This is a genomic window from Cryobacterium sp. 10C3 (assembly GCF_034314285.1).
GTDB classification, from domain to species: domain Bacteria; phylum Actinomycetota; class Actinomycetes; order Actinomycetales; family Microbacteriaceae; genus Cryobacterium; species Cryobacterium glucosi.
In genome coordinates this window covers 1,732,394-1,751,994 of the sequence record NZ_JAVIWF010000002.1, presented here as the reverse complement: position 1 = coordinate 1,751,994, position 19,601 = coordinate 1,732,394, and the positions used below count along the sequence as shown (strand labels likewise).

Genomic DNA, 19,601 nt, shown 5'->3' with positions numbered 1-19,601 from the left:
TCGCACCCGTGCGTGGTTGTCCACGGTATGACTGTTGCCCTGTCCATTCTTGACCTCGCTCCGATTGCACCCGGGCAGACTGCCAGGGAGAGCTTCGCGGGAAGCGTCCGCCTTGCGCAGACCGCCGAGAAGCACGGCTATACCCGTGTCTGGTACGCCGAACACCACAACATGCCGACGATCGCGTCCTCGGCCACGAGCGTCCTCGTCGGCCATGTCGCGGGCCAGACGTCGACCATCCGGCTCGGCTCCGGCGGCGTGATGCTGCCCAACCACTCTCCGCTCACCAGTCGCAGAACAGTTCGGCACCCTCGCCAGCCTGTACCCGGGGCGGATCGACCTGGGCCTCGGCCGCGCCCCGGGCAGCGACCAGACCACCGCGCGGGCGATGCGTCGCGACCCCCGCGCCTCCGACCAGTTCCCCCAGGACGTGATGGAGCTCCAGGCCTACCTGCGCGGCGAGTCAATCGTGCCGGGGGTGCAGGCCATCCCCGGTGCCGGCACCAACGTGCCGCTCTACATCCTCGGCTCCTCGCTCTTCGGAGCAGGCCTGGCCGCGGCGCTCGGCCTGCCGTACGCCTTCGCCTCCCACTTCGCGCCGGACGCCCTGCACGAGGCCATCGCCCTGTACCGGCGCGACTTCAGGCCCTCGGCGCAGCTCGCCGAGCCGCACGTGATCGTCGGTGTGAACGTGATCGCCGCAGACGACCGGGCGGATGCCGTCCGACAGTTCGAGGAGACCCGGCGGAACCGGGTGCGCGGCATGCTCACGCGCGGTCCGGCGTCGCCGGAGTACACCGACCAGCAGGTCGACGCCTTCCTCATCACTGCGGAAGGGCGTCAGATCGCGAATATGATGCGCTACTCGGCCGTCGGCGATCCCGCAGACGTGCGGGTCTTCCTCGACGACTTCGTCGCCTCGACCCACGCCGACGAACTGATCATCGCGCACGCCTCGCGGGACATCGAGGCTCGGCTGCGCTCGGTCGAGCTGACCGCCGGAGCCATGAACGGCGTGACCGTCTGACCGATCCCGGCGCCTTGGATTCTTCGCATGGGAGGGTCCTCCTAAAAGGGGACTATCCGATTCCGGCAGGCGGTGGCGTTAATGTCAGCCACGAGTCGAGAGGTTCCATGAGCTGCCCGGGGTCACCGGTAGCCCCGGCCGACCGTCGTGAGAGCCGGAGATCCGATGTCGCACCCCGCAGTCCAAACCACCCGCCGCCGCACGCCAGCTGTCGCCTCCCTGTCGCTTCGCCTGATTTCCCGGGACGACGCGATCAGGACGATTCGCCTCGTCGTCGTGCGGTGCGAGGATGACAGCCTGCAGGAGATCCGGTTCCGCGACCAGGTGATCGGCTTCATCCGCCGGGACGAGCCGTTGTTCCGCGCGCTCAGCGGCACCCAGCTCGACGGGGCGTGTGAACGCGGACACTCCCTGCTCTGGGACAAGGCGGCGGCTCTCCTCGTCGACGCAAGCGGGCTGCTCCCCGCCTGACCGTGCATTCGGCGCGGGCGCGACCGGTCGTGGAGCGCGGGCGTCGCTGGGGAGCGTAGCGTGGAGCAGACCCGATCGATTTTCGATCGTGGGTAGACGCAGGGCATTTCTTGACTTCACCCGCGGATCTTTTCCCGCCCACCACTCCCATTCCGGTGAACGAAGGCCCCCGCCCGTGGCGCCAGACCCTCGACTCCCTGAGCGTTCCGAACTTCCGCCTGTTCACGGCGTCCAACGCGGTGGCCATGACCGGCACCTGGATGCAGCGCATCGCCCAGGACTGGCTCGTGCTGCAACTGACCGGCAGCGTCGCGGCCGTCGGGGTGACCGTCACGATGCAGTTCGCTCCGATGCTCGCCTTCGGCCTCTTCGGCGGCGTGATCGTCGACCGTTATTCGAAGCGGATGCTGCTCATGCTCACCCAGTCAGCGGCCGCCCTGCTCAGCGCTGTCCTCGCGGTGCTCACCCTCACCAACACCGTGCAGGTCTGGCAGGTCTGGGCGATCGCCTTCCTGGTCGGGCTCGTCACCGTGATCGACAACCCCACCCGTCAGGTCTTCGTGAACGAGATCGTCGGCCCGCGCTACCTCCGCAACGCGATCACGGTGAACTCGACGGTCTTCCAGCTCGGCGCGCTGATCGGGCCGGCCATCAGCGGTGCCCTGATCGTCGCGGTCGGGTCCGGCTGGTCCTTCGGCATCAACGCCGCCGCGTGCCTGCTGACCGTCCTCGCCCTGACCAGGCTCGACGCCTCCGCGCTGTACCGCACCCCGACGGCTCCGCGGCAGAAGGGGCAGCTCATCGAGGGCCTGCGCTATGTCGTCTCGAAGCCGACCATCCTCTGGCCGATCGTGATGCTCGCCTTCCTCTCCGTCTTCTCCCTCAACATGCCCGTGCTCCTGGCCGCATACGCCGACCACGTCTACAAGGTGGGCGCAGGCGGCTACGGCCTGTTCAACACCCTGATCGCCGTCGGCGCGGTCGCGGGTGCGCTTGCCTCGACACGTCGGGCCAACATCCGCTTGCGGACGGTCATCGTCAGCGGCGGAGTCTGGGCCCTGATCCAGGCGAGTTCCGGCCTGATGCCCACCGAGATCAGCTTCGGGGCCGCCCTCATCGTCACGGGCATCGCGAACCAGTTCTTCTTCACCGCGGGCAACCCACTCGTGCAGATGTCGTCCAACGTGCGGGTGCGCGGGCGGGTCATGTCGGTCTGGGTGCTCGTGCTGCTCGGCGGCCAGGCAATCGGAGGACCCCTGATGGGCTGGATCGTCGAGTCCTTCGGCCCGGACACCGGGATGCTCGTGTCCGGCCTCGTGCCCGCGCTCGCCGCGGTGGTCATCGCCCTGATCCTCGCGCACCGGAACGAGCTGCACCTGACGGTGCGCCTCCGCCGACGCGGGCGCCCGGGAGAGCACTGGGGCGGCTCGAACCTAAGCTCCTGACCGGCCCCCGTGCCCGTCCCGTTCCTGCCCAGCGCCAGCCCGTGCGACCGGACCCTGGACAGAATCGAATCTCGCGCCCGTTACGGTTGAAGGGGTCCGGGAAGGGAACTACCACTGTGAGCGAAATTGCGGGTGAACTGGCGCGCGTGCGCGAAGCCTTCGACAAACCCACCCTGCGCTTGCTCGATCGCAAGTGGGCGCCGTTTGTCCTCGCCGTCTTCAAGTCGGCGTTCAGCCGTGACCGGCGGAGCGTTCAGGCCGACCGCCTGCACTCGCAGGTCGACGCCTACCTCGCCGACCTCCGGTCCGTCGGGAGCGAGGTGCCGGGCAAGAACGGCCGCGCCCTCTGCGTCCAGTGGATGAATGACCTCTGGCTCTACCGCGAGACCGGGGAGGGCGGTGAGGAGCAGTACTCCCTCACCTCGCACGCCCTCGAGGCACTCCTCCTCGTCGACAGCCTCTCCCAGGACCGCGCCCTGATCAGCGAGTCCCGCCTCACGACCATCGTCGACAGCGTCCGCCACCGCGCCACCCAGGCCACCCCCGACCGGGAAGCGCGGATCCGCCGTCTCGACCAGGAGATCGCCGAGAAGACCGCGGAGCGCGACCGACTCCAGGGCGGCGGCGAGATCGCCACCGCGACCGACGAACAGATGCACGAAGGCTACGCGAACCTCGTCGACCTGATCATGCAGCTGCCGAGCGACTTCAAACGCGTCGAGGAATCCGTCGCGGCCATGCACCGCCAGATCGTGAGCGACTTCCGCGGCGAGGAACGCCCCATCGGCGAGGTCCTCGACGAATACCTCGCCAAGACCGATGCCCTGATGTCGGCGACCGCGGAAGGTCGCGCCTTCGAGGGCGCCTTCACTCTGCTGCGCGACGACGCACTCCTCTCCGACGTCAAGAACGACCTCGAGGCGATCCTCGACCATCCCTTCGCCGCCCGGCTGACCACCGCGGAGCGACGCACCTTCCTCGGCACCGTCGGGCTGATCCGCAAAGGCATCGACGACGTGCTGACCCAGCGGAACGGCCTCACGACCACTCTCCGCGAGCACATTGTGAACCACGACGTCGTCAAGGACCGCGAACTCGAGCGCCTCCTGCGGGAGATCAACAAGGAACTCGCGGTCTGGATGGAGACCGCCGGACCCCGGTCGACGGTCACGGCAGAACTCATGCCCGGCATTCTCGACGTCGAGCACCTCCGCGAACGGTTCTACGATCCGCTGAACCACAGGCCGCCGCCGGACCTCGAGGACGTGTCCGAGTACGCCCCCGAACCGCCGAGCCTCGACGAGATGCGCAGGCAGGGCGGCCCGATGCTCGAACGGATGCGTGACGCCCTCGTGACGTTCCGCGGAACGGGAGACGCGGCATCCGTCGGTGCGGCGTTCAACGGCCTCGAACCGGCGTTGCGGCGCCTGGTCGAGATTCTCGGCATGCTGCAGATCGCGACCCAGGTCGACGCGCTCGGCCGCGCGCACCAGGTCGAGAGCTTCGAGACCGTCCGGCCCGACGGCAGCCGGCGCACCTTCTCGGTTCCCCGCATCATCCTGAACGACGACGAAACGGCGGCCCTGGCCGCCCTGAACTATGGATCCGATCATGACTGACGAGTGGACAGACGACCAGGACGACCAGGACGGCCGCGACGACCTCGACCGCGACGACGACGGCCTGGACGGTGACGCCGGCGCAGGGATCGACGCCGCCATCGACGACGAGCCCGCGAGCTTCTCCCTCTTCGAGGGCGACGAGGGCGGCCTCACCGTGGAACAGCGCCGCACCCTGGTGCTCCTGATGAAGCACCGCTACGTGTCAGCAGCGCTTCAGCCCGCGGAATGGCGCACCCTGCTCGACTCGCAGCGGCTGCTCAAGTCGCGCCTCAACGACATGTTCCTCGACCTGCACATCGACCTGCACTACCAGGTCGCGTTCAAACGGCAGGCCGTCTCGGAGGCGGGAGACCGGTTCCCGACCCTTCTGCACGACGTCGCATACACGCGCGAGGAAACGATCCTGCTCGTGCTGCTGCGCCAGCGGTTCCGCAGCGAACGCGCAAACGGCCAGGACATCGTGCTCGTCGACCGCGACAATCTCGTGGAGAATGTGGCGCACTTCCGCCCCGAGTTCTCGATGGACCGGTACGGCGACGCCCGCAAGGCGAGCGCCGCCGTCGACAGCCTCGCCAAGGCGCGGGTGCTGCTCAAGACGAGCGATCCGGACCGATTCCGCATCTCGGCCGTGATCGAAGTTCTGCTTCCGCTCGAACGGCTCGCCGAACTGCACGAATGGCTCGTCGAGCAGAACGCAGCCGGTGCGCCCGCCGCGGTCGTGCCCGCACCCGGGCTCCCCGACAAGGGTGCGCTTGATCCGGGCGACCGCGACCCCGAACTGGAGGCGATCTCATGAGCGATTCCCCACTCTTCTACATCGACGGATCCACTGAGGGCACGACGCAGTGGCGCGCCGAACTGTTCCAGATGGTCAACTGGGGCGGCTTCCAGGGCCACCACGAGATCACCTTCGCCCCCTCGGCGACCCTGCTCTCCGGGGCATCCGGAACCGGCAAGAGCAGCCTCCTCGACGCCTACCTCGCGCTGATGATGCCCTCGGACACACCGTTCAACGGTGCGTCCAACGACGCGGGGTCCGGCAGGGCACGGAGCCTCGACCAGCGCAACCTGATGACCTACCTCAGGGGCAAGACCGACTCCAACCGTGAGGCCGGCACAGGGGAGATGCAGGACCAGGTCCTCCGCGGCGCGCACGACGCGACCTGGGGCGCGGTCGCGATGACCTTCGTCGACGACAACGGCCGCCGGTTCACGGTGCTGCGCGCCTATTTCGTGCCACGGGGCGCGACCAAATTCGCCGACATCACCATGAAGATGGCCACCCAGGACGGCCTCCTCGACCTGCGTGACCTCGCCGACGTCACCGAGGCGCGCTTCGACAAGCGGGCGCTCCGGACCCGGTTCCCCGAACTGGATGTCTTCGACACCTACGCGGCATTCGCCCAGACCCTCTACACCCGGCTCGGAATCGGCGCCAACGGCGAGGGCGGCAAGGCGCTGCGGCTCCTCGCGCGGATCCAGGCCGGACAGCAGGTCAAGACGGTCGACGGGCTCTACAAGTCGATGGTCCTCGAAGAGCCGGCCACCTATGCGGCGGCAGACAAGGCCGTCGATCATTTCGAGGACCTCGAGAGGTCCTACGGGGCCATGCTGACCGAGGCCCAGAAGGCGAAGGTCCTCGAACGAATTCCCGACCTGCACCGGGAGTACGAGACAGCTGCGGAGAAGGCCGACCTGATCGACACCTTCGGGGTCCATCGCACCGGCGACACCCCGTTCGTGCTCTGGCAGCTCCTCACCGAGCAGGGACTGCTCGAGGGTGCCGCAGACACCAATCGCATCGGCCGCCGGGACAACCAGGTCGAGCTCACCCGGGCCAGGAACGCCGAGACCGAGCTCAAGTCCCGCGTCGCCGAGGTGCAGCACCAGCAGCGTGACAACGGCGGCGACGTCCTCGTCAGCCTGCAGAACGAGATCGGCCAGCTCCGGGACCAGCGCGACGACGTAGCGGCTGAGCGTGCGAAGTTCGACGACCGCACCGCCGTCCTCGCCCCGGCGATCGTCTCGCCGGCCGAATTCACCCTCGCGCAGAACGACGCGGAACGCTTCCTCGCCGGGTTTTCCGGGGCCGAGCGTGACCTCGAGGCCGAGCGCACGACCCTGCAACGGAACGCCTTCCCCGTCGAGGAACAGCTCAGGACCCTGGGCCAGGAGCACGACTTCCTCGCGGGCCGCGAGAACCTGATTCCCCAGCACCTGCACAATGCCCGGGTGATGATCGCGGAGGCCGCGGGGATCCCCGCGGACGAGTTGCCCTTCGTCGCCGAACTCGTCGACCTCGCCGCCGGCGAGGAATCCTGGCGCCAGGCCGCCGAAGTCACCCTGTCGTCCGTCGTGCGCGTCATGCTCGTCGACGAGACGCGGTTGCGCGCCCTCAGCGCGGCCATCGAACCGATTCAGATCCCGGTGCGCATCCACTTCGAGGGCGTCGCACTCCGGGCGCACCGACCTCGTACCGGCGACCCCCGCTACGTGTCCGGCAAGCTCGTCTATCAGGATTCACCCTTCAGCGGCTGGGTCCAGGACCGGGTCAGCGCACCGAGCCTCGACGCGCTCTGCGTGGCCGAGGCCACCGACCTGGCCGGCGACGGCCCGCGGGTCACCCCGAGCGGCCAGACCCGAAACGGCAAGCGCGGGGCACACGGCTGGAACAAGGGCCAGGCGCCGATCGTCGGCTTCTCGAACGCCGGTCGACTCGCCGAGATCGTGGCCGAACGCGCCGAACTGGCCGGCGCGGCCGAGGCACTCTCCCGTGACGCCGCCGAAGTGGGGAACCGCATCGCCGACCTCCGCAGCAGGCGAAGCGCCCACCAGTACGTCGTGGACACCACCTGGCTGTCGATCGATGTGGCCGGCGCCGAGGCCAGGATCGCCGAGAAGGAAGCCGAATCGGAGCGCGTCCTCGCGGGCAGCGACATCCTCCGCGCCCTCAAAGCCGAGGAAGGACGCTTCTCCTCCGAACTCGAGGCCGCCCAGAAGCTCAAACACGCGGCCGATGGGACCGCCGAGCGTCTTGCCGCCGAACAGGCGCGGATCGTCGACCGTCAGGACGCCGTCTCCGGCATGCTCGACCGGATCGAACGTGACCAGGCGGCCACCCTCTCCGAGGAGCACTTCGCGCACCTGACCGACCAGTTCGCCCTCGTCGGAGACCAGGGCGACCTCGCCGCACTCGAGGGCGGCGTCCGACGGCTGCGCGAGCGCCTCACCGAGCAGTCCGCGCACGACAGGGAGAACGCCACGAGCGCCCGGGATTCACTGGTCCGCATCTTCGAGACGTTCCAGGGCAGGTGGCCAGACCCGAACATCGGCACCTCGCTCGAGTCGTACACGAGCTACCGGGACATCCTCGACGCCGTCTACACGCTCGGCCTGCACGAGCGGCGCCAGGAATGGAAGCGACGGCTGTCGGCGTGGAGCGGACAAGACCTCGTGCCTCTCACCGCGGCGTTCAACACTGCCATCGAGGAGATCGAGGACCGGCTCAGACCGATCAACGAGATCCTTGCAACCCTGCCGTTCGGGGCCGGCCGCGATCGACTGAAGATCGCACTGCGCCGCCTGCACCGCGACGACGCCACCGCGTTCCGCAAGGAGCTCAAGGTCCTCGCGTCCGGAGCGACCGAGGACTTCACCGACGAGGAAACCGAGGCCCGGTTCACCCGTCTCCACAATTTCATGGCCCAGATTCGCCGGCCGGAACCAGGGACGCGCACGGAGTCGCAGCGGGACCTGCTCCTCGACGTGCGCAAGCACGTGGAGATCACCGCGGTACGGTCGACGCCCGACGGCGTCGAGGTGAGCACATACTCCTCGCTCGGCGGCAAGAGCGGTGGAGAGTCCCAGGAACTCGTGGCGTTCGTCGTCGGGGCCGCGCTGCGCTTCCAGCTCGGCGACGAGAGCCGCACCCGCCCGCGGTTCGCACCGGTCTTCCTCGACGAGGGTTTCGTGAAATCGGACTCCGAGTTCGCCGGCCGTGCTGTGGCCGCGTGGAAGGGACTCGGCTTCCAGCTCATCGTGGGGTCGCCGCTCGACAAGGTCACCGCCCTCGAACCGCACATGGAACTCGTGCTCTCGATGACCAAGAACACCAGCACCGGCTACTCGTACATCACCCCGCTGTCGTCCCCAAATCCGGTCCCGGTAAGCTCGAACCATGGATGAAGAACAGACTGTACCGACCACCTATGTGCTGCCGAACAAGGAATTCCTCGAGATCGCCGATGGCGACACTCTTCCGGAAATCGGCGACGGGATCTACACCGGTGGCGTGGCCTACCGCGTCACCGACCTGTGGTTCATCGACGACGACGACGCGCCGTTGCCCTACGGCTTCAACGTGTTCCTCACGGAAGCACCCAAGAACGGCAACACTCTCCGCGAGTTCGACCCGATCTTCTTCGCGTAGGCCGTCTGCCGCCGCGCCGGCTCAGGCCCGCGCGGCGAGCTCGGCCTCGAGTCGTTCGACGTCCTCGCGGTGGCACAGTTCGGTTGCGGGTGTCGAGGCCGTTGCACTCCCGGCGGCGACTCCCGCACGGAAGGCCTCCTCGACGGTTCTGCCCTGGGCGAGGCGCAGCACGAAGGCGCCGAGAAAGCTGTCGCCGGCCCCGACGGTGCTGATCACGGTCACCTTCGGAACCTCAGAGCGGATGACCCCGGTCTTCGATGCAAGCAGGGCGCCCTCTCCGCCGAGGGTGAGCGCCACGTACTCTGCTGCGCCGCTGGCGACGAGCGCCGACGCGGCCTCCGCCTGGCTCTCCGGAGTCTCGAGCTTCACGCCGGCGTGAGCCTCGAGTTCGCGGAGGCTGGGCTTGACCAGGAAGACCCCTTCCGCGAGCGCTCCGCTGAGGGCCGGACCGGAGGCATCCACGATGCACCGCGCTCCATTGGTTCTGGCCAGGCGGGCGACCCGTGCGTAGAAGTCGTCGGGGACTCCCGGGGGCAGGCTGCCGCTCGCGATGACATATCCGCCGCGGGGCATCGACGCGGCGAGGGTGTCGAGGCACGTGGTCCACTCGGCCTCGGACAACTCGGGTCCCTGGAGCACGAAGCGGAACTGCTTGCCGGTATCGGTTTCGTCGACGGTGAAGCTCTGGCGCGTGCTTTCCTTGATCGGCACCAGAACGGTGGGGAGTCCTTCCGCTGCGATGAGCTGGCGATAGGCCTCTCCCGTTGGCCCGCCTGCCGCATACAGGGACAGAGCGGTGCCGCCGAGGCGACGGATGACCCTGGCCACGTTCACGCCGCCGCCCCCCGGGTCGATGCGCGTGCTCCCGCACCGGAGCTTGTGCTCCCCGGTCACATGGGCCGTCGAGGTGCTGACGTCGAGGGCGGGATTAATGGTGAGGGTCAAAATCGGTGGTGCATTCACGAGGCTCGAGGCGTCCATCTGCCCAGTCTAGAAGCCGCTACCGGAAGCGCTGGAGGCTCACGCCCTTCGCAGCGCGCTACCTGAGCGCCTTGGCCTTGAGCGCCTCGAACTCCGTGGCCGTGATCGAGCCGCTGTCGAAGAGTTCTTTCGCCTTCGCGATTTCCGCGGAGGGGCTGGCGGACGAGGCGACGGACCTCACGTAGTCATCCGTATATGCCTGCGCCTGCTGCACGCGTTCCGCCTGTCGTCTTGCCATGTCCGGGCCGCGGGCGATCAGGTAGACCAGGGCCGTCAGGAAGGGAACGAAAACGAGGAAGATCAGCCAGACGGCCTTGGCCAAACCGGTGAGCTTGTGATCCCGGAAAATGTCGCCGACGATCGAGAACAACACCATGAGATACGCGATGAACGCGAAACTCCAAAAGAAGAACCACACGACGTCCCAGAAATTCGCAAACATGAACTGCTCCTTGCCTCAGGTGCTCTTCTGTGTCCTTGCGATGCCAGGGGTTCTTGCGGTTCCAGGCCGGGTGGAACAGGCAGGGCGAACCGAGCACGAGATCCGCTCCAGTGCCGGGCTATCTCGCCGGCAGCCCGACCATAGCGCGACCAGAGTCCGCCGGAAAGGTCTCCTTTCGCGGGCACCTTGATGCCCGCATCGGACCGGATTAGTGTCCCCAGTGTCCTGATGGAGCGTCTCGACGACGAGGTCGTGACGACGAGCGAGGAGAGACCGTGCCGACTCTCCGACGACGATGTTGACGAGCTGTCGACGGACCTCGAGAACAACAGCTCGGCGGCCATCCTGGTCTTCGAACACACCTGGTTCAGGCCGCTGCGCGATGCGATCCTGGACTCCGGAGGAGTCCTTCTCGAAGACGTGCACGTACCCGAATCCGTCGTGGACGAGGTGCTGATGGCGCTGGAAGAACCCGGGGCCGACACCGACTGACCCCAACAGGCCACGCAACACATTTCGGAACACGACGAAAGGAACACCATGATGCGTCGAGGTGGGCGACCCGGGCTGATGGGGACGATGGCACGCACCGCGGTCATCGCAGGCACGGCGACCGCAGTTTCCGGCGGAGTGAGCCGTCGGCAACAGGCCAGGGCCCAATCCGCAGCCGACCAGCAGGCTGTCCAGCAACAACCGCAACAGCCGCAGTACGCTCCACCACCGCAGGAGTATGCGCAGGCGCCGCAACCGGCAGTCGCCGCCGACGACAGCCTGTCCGCCCAGATCGAACGGCTCGCGACCCTCAAGACGGCCGGCGTGATCACCGACGCGGAGTTCTCGGCGGCGAAGGCAAAACTCCTCGGCATCTGACAATTGTTACCGCAGGTTTCACGCATGACTTTGTGTGACCTGCCTGCGGCCTGGCGGAACAGTGCCGTGCATATCGTGGGTGTCCGCGCAGACGACCGTGTCTCGCGCAGAGAAAAGGACACTCCCGATGACATCGTCGCTGTACCTGGGAATCGCACTCGACGGCGCCGGCTGGCACCCGTCGGCCTGGCGCGAGCCGGACGCCCGCCCCGCAGACCTGTTCCACCTCGACTACTGGGTCGCCCTCGTGCGTGCCGCCGAGGCTGCCGGCATCGACCTGGTCACGATCGAGGATTCCTTCGGCCTCCAGAGCTCGGGCTTCGGCGGAATCGACCCCCGCCGCGACGAGGTGCGCGGTCGACTCGACGCGCTTCTGCTCGCGACATCGATTGCGCCGCACACGAGCACGATCGGCCTCGTGCCGACGATCACCACGACGCACACGGAACCGTTCCACGTGGCAACGGGGGTGCAGACCCTCGACTACGTGAGCGAAGGCCGGGCCGGCTGGCGCGTGCAGGTCTCCGGGCGTGCCCATGAGGCCGCGCACGTCGGACGCCGCACGCTGCCCGCCCTCGACCCAGCCCTCGTCGTCCTGGGCGCAGACCCGGCCCAGACCGCCCTGATCGAGGACCTCTTCGGCGAGGCGCGCGACACCGTCGAGGTCGCCCGGCGGCTCTGGGACAGCTGGGAGGACGACGCCGTGATCCGCGATGTGGAGACGGGCCGGTTCGTCGACCGCGACAAGCTGCACTACATCGACTTCGAGGGCGACCGGTTCACCGTCAAGGGGCCCTCGATCACCCCGCGCCCGCCGCAGGGCCAGCCGCTCGTCTACGCGCTCGCCCACCAGAAGGTCCCGTACGAACTCGCCGTGGCCGGCGCCGACATCGTCGGCGTTACCCCGCACGACGACGCGCACCTCGAGGCCATCCTTGGGCAGCTCGAGACGGCGGCCCACGACGTGTCGCGCGGGGCAGACGAACCCCTGCGGGTCTGGACCGAGATCTCGGTCCTGATCGCGGAGACGGCGGATGCGGCCCAGGCGACCCTTGCCCGGCTCAACGCCACCCACGGGGAACCCTGGACCTCCGACACGCTCATCCTCGCCGACACCGCCGAAGCCGTCGCCACCCAGCTCCTGCACTGGCACAAGCTCGGCATCGACCGGCTGTTCGGCTGCGCCCGGCACGGCTTCCGGAAGACCTCTCGGCGATCACCGAGAGCGTCGTTCCGCTACTGCGTTCCGCGGGTGTCCTCGACCGGCCCGACGGGGTGGCCACGCTCCGCGCCCGGCTCGGATTCGGTCGCCCGGAGAGCCGCTACGCGACCCCTGCCGACGCCGACGCTCGCGGCACCGCTACGGCAGACACCGAAGGCGACCCCGCCGCAGACTCCACCTTCGAACTCGACCTGACCGGAAGCATCCGCTGATGACCACGACCGCCAGCACGACCGTCCACCCGATCGCCCAGGATCCCGCCGGGCGTCCGATTCGGCAGGTGCACCTCGCCGCGCACTTCCCCGGGGTGAACAACACCTCGGTCTGGAGCGACGGCAAGGCCGAGAGCCAGATCGCGTTCTCCTCCTTCCGGCACTTCGCGCAGAATGCCGAGCGCGGCAAGTTCGACTTCCTCTTCCTCGCCGAGGGGCTCAGGCTGCGGGAACAGAAGGGGCTCATCCATGACCTCGACGTCGTGGGTCGACCCAACACCCTCGCGATCCTGGCCGGGATCGCCGCCGTGACCGAACACATCGGCCTCGTCGGCACCCTCAGCTCGACCTTCAACGAACCGTACGAACTCGCCAGGCAGCTCGCGAGTCTCGACCTGCTGAGCGGGGGCGGGCCGGCTGGAACATCGTCACGACCTCCGACGCCTTCCACGGCGAGAACTTCCGTCGCGGCGGCTTCCTCGACCCGAAGGACCGCTACGTGCGCGCCGAGGAGTTCGTCGCCGTCGCGCGCGCACTGTGGGATGGCTGGGCGCCCGGGGCCCTCGCCGCGAACAAGGACACGGGGAGTTCCTCTCCGCCGATGCGCTCACGGCGGTCGACCACCACGGCCAGCAGTTCGACGTGAAGGGCTTCGGTACCCTCCCGCGCAGCCCACAGGGCCACCCGGTGATCGTGCAGGCCGGAGACTCTGCCGACGGCCGTGATTTCGCGTCGGCGAACGCGGAAGTGATCTTCTCCCTGCACTCCGAATTCGAGGACGGCCAGCGGTTCTTCCGCGATGTGAAGGGCCGCCTTCCGGCCGTCGGCCGCCACCCCGACTCCCTCAAGATTCTGCCGGCGGCGACCTTCATCCTCGGCGACACCGCGGCCGAAGCGCGGGAACGCTCCCGCGAAGTAGCGCTCCTGCAGGTGAGCCCGCAGACCGCGATCTCGTTCCTCGAGCAGCTCTGGGGCACCGACCTGGGCGGCTACGACCCGGATGGCCCACTGCCGGAGACCGACCCCGTCCTCGCCGACGAGGGCGTCACCCGCGGCCGGGTGCGCCATGTCGCGGACCCGGTTGCGGTCGCGAAGTCCTGGCGCGGCCTTGCTGAGGCCGAAGGGCTGAGCATCCGCGACCTGGTCATCCGCTTCGCCGCGAAGCACACCTTCGTCGGCACGCCGGTGCACGTCGCCGAGCAGATCAACCGGCACGTTCAGGAGGAAGCTTCAGACGGCTTCGTCATCGTCGGCCACACGAATCCGACGGGCCTCGACGAGTTCGTCGACCGGGTCATCCCGGAGCTTCAGGAGCGCGGCGTCTACCGCACCGAGTATGAAGCCGGCGCGACCCTGCGCGAGACGCTGGGCCTCACTCAGTAGCCCCAGGAGATTCGGGCAGCGGTGGTTGCAAATTCAGGAGATTGTTTGGGCCGGGCGGGATCGGCAGCACTGGTCCGCGGGCCGGTGCTGCTCGCCCGGGCGGATCTCCTGAGTTAGCCACCACGGGGTCGGAGCACTCGTTCTCAGGTCGGCCTTACGATTTCAGTGAGATGACCAAATCTGAATTGCCCCTGAACCCAAGCTGTTCGGCCATGATCGAACGATTCCTATCTCACTGGAATCGTAAGGCCGTCTCAGGTATGAAAGTTGGGCTGAAAGGCCCAAAATTATGTGAGTAAGTCTCGCATTCGTGTTCGATTCGGGGTAGAATCGGGGTATGGCAGGAGCTTCCGATCCCCAGTCACACACCCCGCAGTCACCCGGTTCCGGGGCTGCGGGGCACCAGCCCACCGCAGCGGGCGACCAGCTGGCCCCATCGGCGGAGTCGGCCCATCCGGTTGCGGTTGCCGAGGGTTTCGAGGGCGCGGAGGGTCTGGCCGGTTCGGTGCCGTCGGTGCATGCGGATGCTGTCGCAAGGCTCGCCGGAGCCCGGGCGGCTCTCGCGGAGGCTCTGGCTGCGATTCCGGTGGGGTTGCTCAGTGATGCGGAAGCGGTCACTGCTCTGAAGGAAGTGGAGGCCATCGGGCGCACGGTGGACGCGGCCCGGGTGAACACGGCGACGGATGCGGACCGGCGGGCCCGGGTCCTCGGCCGGGAGGGCCTGGCCTGGCGGATGGGCTGCACGGGCCCGTGGGATGTCCTCACCCGGGTGACACGGGTCTCGGCCCGGGAGGTCAAACGCCGCACGAAGCTCGGCGACGCGGTGTTGCCGCGGCCGTGCGGCGGGAGCAGCTGGTTACCGCCCTTGTTCCCGACCGTCGGGGCCGCCCTGGCAGCGGGGCAGATCGGGGTGGAGACGGCGGAGTTGATCGTGGCCGGGCTGCAGGTGATCAGTCACCGGGTGGCGCCGGATGACCTGTTGACGGCGGAGCGGGCCCTGGTCGCCTCTGCGGCCGGGCTGATCACCCCGGAGACCGAGGATTTGGCCGGGGCCGGTGTGCCGGTGACCACGGACCTGATCCGGGGCATGGTCGCGCAGTGGCAGGCGGCCCTGGACCCCGACGGGGTCCTCCCGACCGAGGACCTGTTCGAGGCGAAGTCCAACATCGGCTTCGGACAACTCAAGAACGGGCTCTACCCCGTCAAGGGCGGAGTCACGCCGGAACTCTACGGGGTGATGAACACCCTCTTCGACGCCTTCCTCAGCTTCCACGCCCGCCCGGCGTTCCCCACCGCCGAGGAACAGGCCCTCATGGACTCGGGGCAGCTGATCCCCGGCGCCGAGACCGCGGACGGCGAGAGCGACACGGGCCCGGATCTGGACGTGATCGAGGCAGAGCTCCGGGAGCGCCGGGCGGATACCCGCACGGGCGGGGAGAAACGCGCCGACATCCTCCGGGCCCTGTTCGAACACGCCGCCCGCGACGAGGACACGCCCAGCATGGGCGGGTCGGCGCCGACGGTGATGGTGCACGTCAACGCTGCGGACCTCGCCTCGGGGGTCGGGGTGGGGTGGGTCGACGGGGTCGAGGCCCCCGTGTCGTTGAAGACGGTGCACCAGCGCATCTGTGACGGCGGCTTCCAAGGGGTCCTGTTCGGGGCGAACAACCAAGTGCTCAAGCTCGGGCCGGAACGACGCTACTTCAACCGGCCCCAACGCCGGGCGATCACCGCCCGGGACGGCGGGTGCATCATTCCCGGGTGCAAGGCCCCGGCGCACTGGGCCGAAGTGCACCATGTGAAGCCCTGGGCGCAGGACGGGCCCACGACCGTCGACAACGGGGTCCTACTGTGCTGGTTCCACCACCACAGCATCGATACCTCCGGGTGGGAGATCCGAATGGTGAAAGGCTCACCGCAGGTGCGGGCCCCCGGGTTGATCGACCCGCAACGACTCTGGCGGCCACCGAACAGGCACCGCGCCCACCAGGTCCTCACCGGACCACCCAACCGCGACTGACCAACCGTGACGTGACCAACCGTGACGGGGCACGGCCTCCGTCAGCGGACCGGGAGCGACTCGAGGTCGAGGTCGGCTGCGGCGAGCACATCGGCACCGGCATCGCGGAGTGCGGCCATGAAGGCGGCATGAACGGATGCCCCCGGAACCTCAGTGCCCTGGAACTCGAAGGCAGGCGCCGCGCAGGCGTTGTGCACGATGGTGACGGCGAAGCCGAGGTCGAGGGCGGCCCTCGAGGTCGCATCGATGCACATGCTGCTCATCATGCCCATGACGACAAGGTGGTCGATGTTCTCAGCGCGCAACAGCCGTTCGAGGCCGGTGTCCACAAAGGCGTTCGCGGAGCCCTTGGTGAAGTGGCGCTCCGGTGTCACCGGTGCCACGAGCGGGTAGATCTCGACGCCTGTGGTCCCCGGGACGAAGAACGTCGCATCCGCTTCGGTGGCGATGTGCTGGAAGTGTATGACGGTCGTGCCGGTTGCACGGGCAGAGTCGAGGACGCCCCGGGCAACCACCGCGGCGGACTCACTCCCGGAGAGGGGATATGCGCCCCCGGGGAAGTAGTCCTTCTGGATGTCAATGACCACAATTCCAGTGCTCACACCTGCTCCGCTTCGTTTCCTGTGCCGATTCCCCCACACGACTCTAATTGTTACGGGCCGGATTTGCAGTGTCACGGCGCTGCCGTATTCTCGGCTCCATCCTCCCCGTTTCATTTCCGATCCCGCAAGGACATCGTGACCGCCACATATACCGGAATCTCCGTCGAATTGCCCGTGCTGACCTGGGGCGATCCCGCCGCGTCGCGGAGCGTGCTGCTGCTTCACGGACTCACGTCCGCGGGAGCGGTCTGGTGGCGAGTCGCGAGCGGACTCGCTGCGGAGGGATGGTTCGTGGTCGCTCCCGACCAGCGTGGCCACGGTCGGGCCCCGCGCACGACCTCGTATCCGCTGGAGGGATTCGTCGCCGACACGCTGCGGCTCCGCCCGGCGCCGGGGAAGCCCTGGGACCTGGTCATCGGGCACTCGCTCGGCGGCGCTGTCGCGCTCCTCGCCGCGGCGGGCAGCGACGACTGGACTCGGAGCGTTTTGCTTCTCGACCCACCGCTCACCCTCGGACCGGACTCGGTCGCACCGCTCCTCGCCGAAACGATCGCGGAGATCACCGATCCGACAACGGCGGGAATACTCAGCCAGAACCCGGGCTGGCACGCGGAAGACGCGCACCAGAAGGTGGAGGCCGCACGTGTGGTCAGCCCGTTCACGGTCGAGCGCGTGCTGAGCGACACCAGCCCCTGGGATCTCGAACCGCACCTCGACGACGTCCGGGTGCCGGTCAGGCTCCTCGGCGCGGACCCCGCGTCGGGCAGCGCATCGGTGCTTCCCGAACAGGGCGAGCGCCTCGCAGCCCGGCACGCGAACCTCAGCTACGCGTTCGTTGCGGGTGCAGGGCATTCGATTCACCGGGACTCGGCGGATCGCGTGATTGCCGAGGCGCTCGGGGCCGCGATCACGGCCGCGCGTACAACCAGTCCATGACCGCTGGACACGCCTCGAGCACGGAAATGTGGCCGTCGTCGGGGCGCAGCCGGAGCTCGGCTCGGGGAAGGCGCCGACTCAGCCAGTCGGCGTGAGATGGCGGGACCACCCGATCCCTGACGCCCTGGAGGAGCAGGACCGGGGCGGAGACCGCGGAAACGGGGAAGCCCCACGGGGCCACGAAGGCGAGATCATCATCGATCAGGCCCTCCGGCCCCGCTTCCGAAGCCAGGCCGACATCGGTGCCCAGGGAGGCCCACGGGCCCGCCAGTGCGTCGTAGTCCGCCTCGATGAAGCTGTCCGGGTCGAAGTCCACGGTTTCCTCGTACGTTGTGCGCTCCGCGCGACCGAGCAGTGCCGCGCGGAGGGAGGCTCCGTCCGTGGCCATGCCGGCGAACCAGTCGATACCGTCGGCGTCGAGCGGGGCCAGACTCGCGAGGCAGCCCACTGCCGAGACTCGCTCCGGCAGCAGGGCGGCGCAAGCGAGGGCGTGCGGACCGCCGCCGGACGCGCCCATGACGGCGAATCGGGCGATGCCGAGCGCGTCGGCAAGCTGTTCGACGTCGGTGGCCGCGGCGGCCACGTCACGACCCGGCAGCGCAGACGAACCGCCGTAGCCGGGCCGGCCATACGAGATGAGACGGATGCCGCGAGCGGCCGCCGCGGACAGCAACGGCTCGAGCAGGGCTCCCGTCTGGGGTGAACCGTGCTGCCAGAGCACGGTGAAGGCCGAGTCGAGTTCGTGGTCGGCGGCGCTGTCGTGCACGCGGAGCGTGCGACCGTCGCGAAGGTGCAGGTCCTGAATGAACACCATGGAGACATCCTAGGCAGGGGGCGGGCAGGAGACAGGCGTGAAACCGGAAGAGCCGGGCCGGGAGAAGTGTCTCTCCCGACCCGGCTCTTCCGGTCACTGAGTGGTGGCTACTCGCGCTACTCGCGCGGAAGTCCTGCCGGGTTCACGAGGGACTCGGTGACGCCCTCGGACGTGAGGCCCCAGCGGGCGAGAACGTCGCCGTATTGACCGCCCGTGATCGCCTTGTTGAGCACGATGCTGACGCCCTCGATGAGGCCGTTGCCCTTCTTGGTGCCCGCAGCGATGTTGGCGTGCGCCGGGTAGCCGCCGTTGAAGGTGCCGACGAGCCTGGTCTCACCGTTCTGGGCTGCTGCGTAGGCAGAGGTCGCGTTCGGTCCGAAGTTGGCATCGGCGCGCCCGGACTGCAGGGCGAGGTTCGCGGCTGCGGTGTCGTCGAAGTACTGGTACTCGACGGGGGCGAGGCCCTTGGCGATGTTCTCCTTGTCCCAGCCCTGGAGGATCTTCTCCTGGTTGGTCCCGGAGCCGACGATGACCTTGAGGCCGGCGACGTCCTTGGCTTCCTTGATGGACGAGATCTTCGAGTCGCTCTTCACGTAGAAGCAGAGGAGGTCCTCGCGGTAGCTCGCGAAGTCGTAGAGGTCCTTGCGGGCCTCGGTCACCGTGACGTTGGACGTGATCAGGTCGTACTTGCCGGACTGGATGCCGAGGGGCCAGTCCGCCCACGCTGCCGGCTGCAGGTTGAGCTCGAGGCCGAGACCATCGGCGATGAGCTGGGCGATGTCGGTTTCGTTGCCGATCAGGGTCGTGTCGTCGGTCGCGAACAGGCCAAGGGAGCGACGTACGGGCTGACGACGACCGTGAGCTTGCCGGCCTCGATCGGGGTGAAACCGCTCTTCTTGATGGCCGCGATGGCCTCGGGCACCTTGTCGAGACGGATCCGGTCCTGCTTCGGGCCGAGGTTGAACGTCACAGGTGCGGCGGACGCCGAGGGAGAGGCCGCGCCTGCGGCCTGGGCCGAGCTGTTGCCGGTGCCGGCCAGGACGGCCGCGGTGATGCCGCCTGCGACGAGAGCAACGGCGGCGATGCCTCCGATGATGACCGCGGTTTTCTTCTTAATTGCCATTG

Annotated in this window: 19 protein-coding genes and 1 pseudogene; 14 read left to right on the top strand and 6 right to left on the bottom strand. The window is 68.2% G+C overall.

All coding sequences use genetic code 11. The features are described from left to right. Positions 1-27: 27 nt before the first annotated feature. From RGU41_RS09140 to RGU41_RS09110, 7 genes and pseudogenes are all read left to right on the top strand, one after another. Positions 28-1,027 (top strand): annotated as a pseudogene (locus RGU41_RS09140) (LLM class flavin-dependent oxidoreductase). A gap of 165 nt (positions 1,028-1,192) precedes the next feature. Beyond that, a complete protein-coding gene (locus tag RGU41_RS09135) occupies positions 1,193-1,498 on the top strand; it encodes a hypothetical protein (protein WP_134450254.1) in 306 nt (101 codons plus the stop codon). Positions 1,499-1,647: 149 nt separating this feature from the next. Then, the gene (locus RGU41_RS09130; RefSeq protein WP_370294748.1) at positions 1,648-2,943 is read left to right on the top strand and encodes an MFS transporter; all 1,296 of its coding nucleotides are present in this window, start codon (positions 1,648-1,650) and stop codon (positions 2,941-2,943) included. A 116-nt stretch (positions 2,944-3,059) separates the two neighbouring features. After that, positions 3,060-4,562 carry a DUF3375 domain-containing protein gene (locus RGU41_RS09125; RefSeq protein ID WP_322136065.1) on the top strand — a complete coding sequence of 501 codons (1,503 nt, stop codon included), beginning with the start codon at positions 3,060-3,062 and terminating at the stop codon, positions 4,560-4,562. After that, positions 4,555-5,361, top strand: a complete 807-nt coding sequence (locus RGU41_RS09120) for a DUF4194 domain-containing protein (protein WP_134558507.1) — start codon at positions 4,555-4,557, stop codon at positions 5,359-5,361. Before RGU41_RS09125 ends, RGU41_RS09120 begins: the two co-directional genes overlap by 8 nt. Then, positions 5,358-8,750, top strand: a complete 3,393-nt coding sequence (locus RGU41_RS09115; RefSeq protein WP_322136064.1) for an ATP-binding protein — start codon at positions 5,358-5,360, stop codon at positions 8,748-8,750. The genes RGU41_RS09120 and RGU41_RS09115 overlap by 4 nt, the downstream gene beginning before the upstream one ends. Then, on the top strand, positions 8,743-8,994 hold the full coding sequence (locus RGU41_RS09110) for a hypothetical protein (RefSeq protein ID WP_134450258.1): 252 nt from the start codon (positions 8,743-8,745) through the stop codon (positions 8,992-8,994). The genes RGU41_RS09115 and RGU41_RS09110 overlap by 8 nt, the downstream gene beginning before the upstream one ends. A 21-nt stretch (positions 8,995-9,015) precedes the next feature. On the opposite strand, the gene RGU41_RS09105 is transcribed toward RGU41_RS09110, so the two are convergent. Together RGU41_RS09105 and RGU41_RS09100 are read right to left on the bottom strand one after the other, a co-directional pair. Further along, entirely contained in the window at positions 9,016-9,975 is a 960-nt protein-coding gene (locus RGU41_RS09105) for a 1-phosphofructokinase family hexose kinase (protein WP_134450259.1), read from the bottom strand. A 58-nt stretch (positions 9,976-10,033) separates the two neighbouring features. After that, positions 10,034-10,417, bottom strand: a complete 384-nt coding sequence (locus RGU41_RS09100; protein ID WP_134450260.1) for an SHOCT domain-containing protein — start codon at positions 10,415-10,417, stop codon at positions 10,034-10,036. 228 nt (positions 10,418-10,645) lie between these two features. Between RGU41_RS09100 and RGU41_RS09095 the strand changes: the two genes are divergently transcribed. The 6 genes from RGU41_RS09095 to RGU41_RS09065 all read left to right on the top strand — a co-directional run bounded on the left by RGU41_RS09095 (position 10,646) and on the right by RGU41_RS09065 (position 16,124). After that, positions 10,646-10,909 carry a hypothetical protein gene (locus RGU41_RS09095; protein WP_134450261.1) on the top strand — a complete coding sequence of 88 codons (264 nt, stop codon included), beginning with the start codon at positions 10,646-10,648 and terminating at the stop codon, positions 10,907-10,909. A gap of 48 nt (positions 10,910-10,957) precedes the next feature. Continuing rightward, positions 10,958-11,287 (top strand): SHOCT domain-containing protein, encoded by a 330-nt coding sequence (locus tag RGU41_RS09090; RefSeq protein WP_134561317.1) that lies wholly within the window; start codon positions 10,958-10,960, stop codon positions 11,285-11,287. A gap of 127 nt (positions 11,288-11,414) precedes the next feature. Next, positions 11,415-12,704, top strand: a complete 1,290-nt coding sequence (locus RGU41_RS09085; RefSeq protein ID WP_322136063.1) for an LLM class flavin-dependent oxidoreductase — start codon at positions 11,415-11,417, stop codon at positions 12,702-12,704. A gap of 16 nt (positions 12,705-12,720) precedes the next feature. Further along, positions 12,721-13,446: an LLM class flavin-dependent oxidoreductase gene (locus RGU41_RS20835; protein ID WP_416173145.1), complete on the top strand. Its 726-nt coding sequence runs from the start codon at positions 12,721-12,723 to the stop codon at positions 13,444-13,446. Next, entirely contained in the window at positions 13,364-14,104 is a 741-nt protein-coding gene (locus RGU41_RS09070) for an LLM class flavin-dependent oxidoreductase (protein WP_322136062.1), read from the top strand. Before RGU41_RS20835 ends, RGU41_RS09070 begins: the two co-directional genes overlap by 83 nt. 337 nt (positions 14,105-14,441) lie before the next feature. Beyond that, a complete protein-coding gene (locus tag RGU41_RS09065; protein ID WP_322136061.1) occupies positions 14,442-16,124 on the top strand; it encodes an HNH endonuclease signature motif containing protein in 1,683 nt (560 codons plus the stop codon). Between the two features lie 41 nt (positions 16,125-16,165). On the opposite strand, the gene RGU41_RS09060 is transcribed toward RGU41_RS09065, so the two are convergent. Next, positions 16,166-16,726, bottom strand: coding sequence for a cysteine hydrolase family protein (locus RGU41_RS09060; protein WP_198413439.1), 561 nt, complete (start codon positions 16,724-16,726; stop codon positions 16,166-16,168). 135 nt (positions 16,727-16,861) lie between these two features. Here RGU41_RS09060 and RGU41_RS09055 point away from each other — a divergent pair, with 135 nt between their 5' ends. Then, a complete protein-coding gene (locus RGU41_RS09055; protein ID WP_322136060.1) occupies positions 16,862-17,662 on the top strand; it encodes an alpha/beta hydrolase in 801 nt (266 codons plus the stop codon). Here RGU41_RS09055 and RGU41_RS09050 read toward each other — a convergent pair. From RGU41_RS09050 to RGU41_RS09040, 3 genes are all read right to left on the bottom strand, one after another. Continuing rightward, complete coding sequence (locus RGU41_RS09050) at positions 17,634-18,476, bottom strand: alpha/beta fold hydrolase (RefSeq protein ID WP_134559972.1); 843 nt, start codon at positions 18,474-18,476, stop codon at positions 17,634-17,636. The genes RGU41_RS09055 and RGU41_RS09050 overlap by 29 nt on opposite strands. A 116-nt stretch (positions 18,477-18,592) precedes the next feature. After that, positions 18,593-19,243: a transporter substrate-binding domain-containing protein gene (locus RGU41_RS09045; RefSeq protein ID WP_322137328.1), complete on the bottom strand. Its 651-nt coding sequence runs from the start codon at positions 19,241-19,243 to the stop codon at positions 18,593-18,595. A gap of 29 nt (positions 19,244-19,272) precedes the next feature. After that, positions 19,273-19,599 carry a hypothetical protein gene (locus RGU41_RS09040; protein WP_322136059.1) on the bottom strand — a complete coding sequence of 109 codons (327 nt, stop codon included), beginning with the start codon at positions 19,597-19,599 and terminating at the stop codon, positions 19,273-19,275. Positions 19,600-19,601 lie beyond the last annotated feature (2 nt).